General features: G+C 47.6%; 4 protein-coding genes. 3 read left to right on the top strand and 1 reads right to left on the bottom strand.

Annotated features, from left to right (window positions below):
- On the bottom strand, positions 1–791 hold a 791-nt coding region (metG, locus tag KQJ18_RS22745; protein ID WP_216422812.1), incomplete at its 3' end, for a methionine--tRNA ligase.
- A gap of 164 nt (positions 792–955) precedes the next feature.
- Between metG and apbC the strand changes: the two genes are divergently transcribed.
- The 3 genes from apbC to KQJ18_RS22730 all read left to right on the top strand — a co-directional run.
- Positions 956–2,065, top strand: a complete 1,110-nt coding sequence (gene apbC / locus KQJ18_RS22740) for an iron-sulfur cluster carrier protein ApbC (protein ID WP_038641931.1) — start codon at positions 956–958, stop codon at positions 2,063–2,065.
- A 265-nt stretch (positions 2,066–2,330) separates the two neighbouring features.
- Entirely contained in the window at positions 2,331–2,612 is a 282-nt protein-coding gene (locus KQJ18_RS22735; RefSeq protein ID WP_160956135.1) for a DUF2574 family protein, read from the top strand.
- Between the two features lie 277 nt (positions 2,613–2,889).
- Positions 2,890–3,389 (top strand): fimbrial protein (locus tag KQJ18_RS22730; RefSeq protein WP_216422811.1); only part of this gene is annotated, 500 nt, incomplete at its 3' end.

Genomic DNA, 3,389 nt, shown 5'->3' with positions numbered 1-3,389 from the left:
GATCCCATATAGCCAATCGGCGCATCCAGCCAGACGTAGAAGTACTTGCCAGGCGCATTCGGGATTTCAAAACCGAAGTACGGTGAGTCGCGGGAAATATCCCACTGCTGCAGGCCGGCTTCAAACCATTCCTGCATTTTGTTGGCGACCTGCTCCTGCAACGCGCCGCTGCGCGTCCATGCCTGCAGCATTTCGCTGAATGACGGCAGGTCAAAGAAGAAGTGTTCTGAGTCACGCATCACCGGCGTTGCGCCGGAAACGACGGATTTCGGCTCGATAAGTTCGGTCGGGCTGTAGGTTGCGCCACAGACTTCACAGTTATCGCCGTATTGATCCGCAGACTTACATTTCGGGCAGGTGCCTTTAACGAAACGGTCAGGCAGGAACATGCCTTTTTCCGGATCGTAAAGCTGGGAGATAGTGCGGTTTTTAATAAAACCGTTCTCCTTCAGGCGCGTGTAAATCAGCTCAGACAGCTCGCGGTTCTCTTCGCTATGCGTAGAGTGGTAGTTGTCATAGCTGATGTCAAAACCCGCAAAATCAGTCTGATGCTCCTGACTCATTTCACCGATCATCTGCTCTGGCGTGATTCCAAGCTGCTGTGCTTTCAGCATGATTGGCGTACCGTGGGCGTCGTCCGCGCAGATGAAGTTTACCTGGTGGCCGCGCATTCGCTGGTAACGGACCCAGACATCAGCCTGGATGTGCTCCAGCATATGGCCGAGGTGGATAGAGCCGTTGGCGTACGGCAGCGCGCACGTTACCAGAATTTTCTTCGCGACTTGAGTCATAGTGGGCAATTACTTCTTTTGTAGTGAAAAGGGCTTTGATAGTACCAAAATGGTAATTACTGCGCCAAGCGATAAGGGCATTTATCCGTAAATGAATAATTGTTGCGGTTGGAGTAAACTACCTGGTGACTATTGTATTTTCAGAACAACAAAAAGGAGTCGGGATGAACGCACAATCCCAGGCCAAATCACCAGAAACCCTGCGCGCGATGGTCGCCGGGACGCTGGCGAATTTTCAGCATTCAACCCTGAAGCATAATCTGACGACGCTTAAAGCGTTGCACCACGTCGCCTGGATGGATGACACGTTGCACGTCGAGCTGGTCATGCCCTTCGTCTGGCATAGCGCGTTTGAAGCATTAAAAGAGCAATGCAGTGCCGATCTGTTGCGTATTACCGGCGCGAAAGCGATTGACTGGAAGTTGTCACATAACATCGCCACCCTGAAACGTGTGAAAAATCAGCCGGGTATTAATGGTGTGAAAAACATCATTGCCGTCAGTTCCGGCAAAGGCGGGGTGGGTAAATCTTCCACTGCGGTGAACCTGGCGCTGGCGCTGGCTGCGGAAGGGGCAAAGGTGGGCATTCTTGACGCCGATATTTATGGCCCGTCCATCCCGACGATGCTCGGCGCGGAAAACCAGCGTCCCACTTCACCGGACGGCACCCATATGGCGCCGATCATGTCTCACGGTCTGGCGACCAACTCCATTGGCTATCTGGTCACCGACGATAACGCTATGGTGTGGCGCGGGCCGATGGCCAGTAAAGCGCTATTGCAGATGCTGCAGGAAACCTTATGGCCAGATCTTGATTATCTGGTACTGGATATGCCGCCAGGCACCGGTGACATCCAACTGACGCTGGCGCAGAACATTCCGGTAACTGGGGCGGTTGTAGTGACCACGCCGCAGGATATTGCCCTGATCGATGCGAAAAAAGGCATTGTGATGTTCGAAAAAGTCGAAGTGCCGGTGTTGGGTATTGTTGAGAATATGAGTATGCATATTTGCAGCAACTGCGGGCATCATGAGCCAATCTTTGGCACCGGCGGCGCACAGAAACTGGCCGAGCAGTACCACACCCAACTGTTGGGACAAATGCCGCTGCATATTTCTCTACGTGAAGACCTCGATCGCGGTACGCCGACGGTTATCAGCCGTCCAGACAGCGAATTTACCGCCATTTACCGTGACCTTGCAGGGCGCGTGGCAGCGCAGCTGTACTGGCAGGGGGAAGTTATTCCGGGAGAGATTGCCTTCCGCGCGGTGTAATTTCTGGCGTTAAAAATTATTCACCGCATCAATGATATATTGATGCGGTGAATATATAAGATGAAGAAAAAATCGAGCATTGTTTACCCTGTCTTAATAAAACATGTTTTTTTCTGAATTAAATCCGATATTCATCATTTAAATTGATCATGCCTATCCTATTGATTTAGTATTTCAATTGGTTTTCGCGTGGTAGCGCACCTATTATTACGCTAAATAACTACCCTGCATGTTAAATCGGGCTTAATACAGGAATGACGTTTAGATGAAAAAAACTTTGTCGCTGGGAATTATAGTTCTGGCTTATGGATTAAGTCTTCCCGCATTGGGAACAGATACCGCAACCTTAACTATTAGCGGCAACGTTGTCGCGCCGACCTGCAGTACCGAAGTGGTAAATGCTCAGCTTCAACAGCGCTGCGGCAACTCCACCCACGTTTCGAGTACCGAACAAACTGTTTCATCGGTGGTGAGGGGAGTAACAACGGAACTGGTCGCTGTTCCGGGCAGCGATAATCGTCAAATTATCCTCAACCGCTACGACTAGGATACTCTCTTTCATATAGCCCACATCACTCTCATGAATGATGTGGGCTTTTTTATTTATCTTGAAAATAAATATGAATGGTAAATTACGTTAACTTATTAATTGTGTAAATAAGATTGGTTCCTGACTATTTGTTGTAATTATATTGCATTGAGTAACTTGTCTTAAATCAAAAAAACATTCCGTTTACATTGCGGTAACGATTTAAGCGTGTAGATTCTAATTACAGGAATAACACCACGTAACAAATCTAAATATGTTGATTAAGGAAGATACTATGAAACGTTCAATTATTGCTGCGGCAGTGGTAACAGGATTATTTATGAGTGGCGGGGCGTTTGCTGCTGGGGTTGAAGAAGGTACGTTAACTATTACCGGTATGGTGTCAGGTACCGCTTGTAAGTTCCTTGATACAGCAAATACCGCTACTATTAAATTAGACGATATTCCCGCTACAATACTTACTCCACTGGCCGCGGGTCAGGATACGGGGTATGGTGAAAATGAAGCAGATAAGAATTTAATTCTTGAGTGTAATAGTAGCGATAATGTCAAAATAAAAGTTGATGGTAGTGCTTTTGATTATAATAGTGTTATTGAAAATAAAGGCACAGGTCCTGCGGAGGTCGGTTTTAAATTATTTCACAAGAATGTTTTAATTACAAAAGATGGTCAGGATGAATTTAAGCTTTCAGATCTTGAACGGTTGGGTTTATCAACTGAGGGTAATACTCAATACGGGCTTCGACTTTCGGCTCGTTATGCAAAGGCTATAGG

It is taken from the genome of Citrobacter sp. S55_ASV_140, assembly GCF_018919505.1.
GTDB lineage: Bacteria > Pseudomonadota > Gammaproteobacteria > Enterobacterales > Enterobacteriaceae > Citrobacter > Citrobacter werkmanii.
This window is presented reverse-complemented; position numbering and strand designations above follow the sequence as displayed.

What these genes read in the sequence shown, in the direction of transcription:
- apbC (WP_038641931.1), top strand. Translation starts at nt 956, where the DNA reads ATGAACGCACAATCCCAGGCCAAATCACCAGAAACCCTGCGCGCGATG.
- KQJ18_RS22735 (WP_160956135.1), top strand. Translation starts at nt 2,331, where the DNA reads ATGAAAAAAACTTTGTCGCTGGGAATTATAGTTCTGGCTTATGGATTA.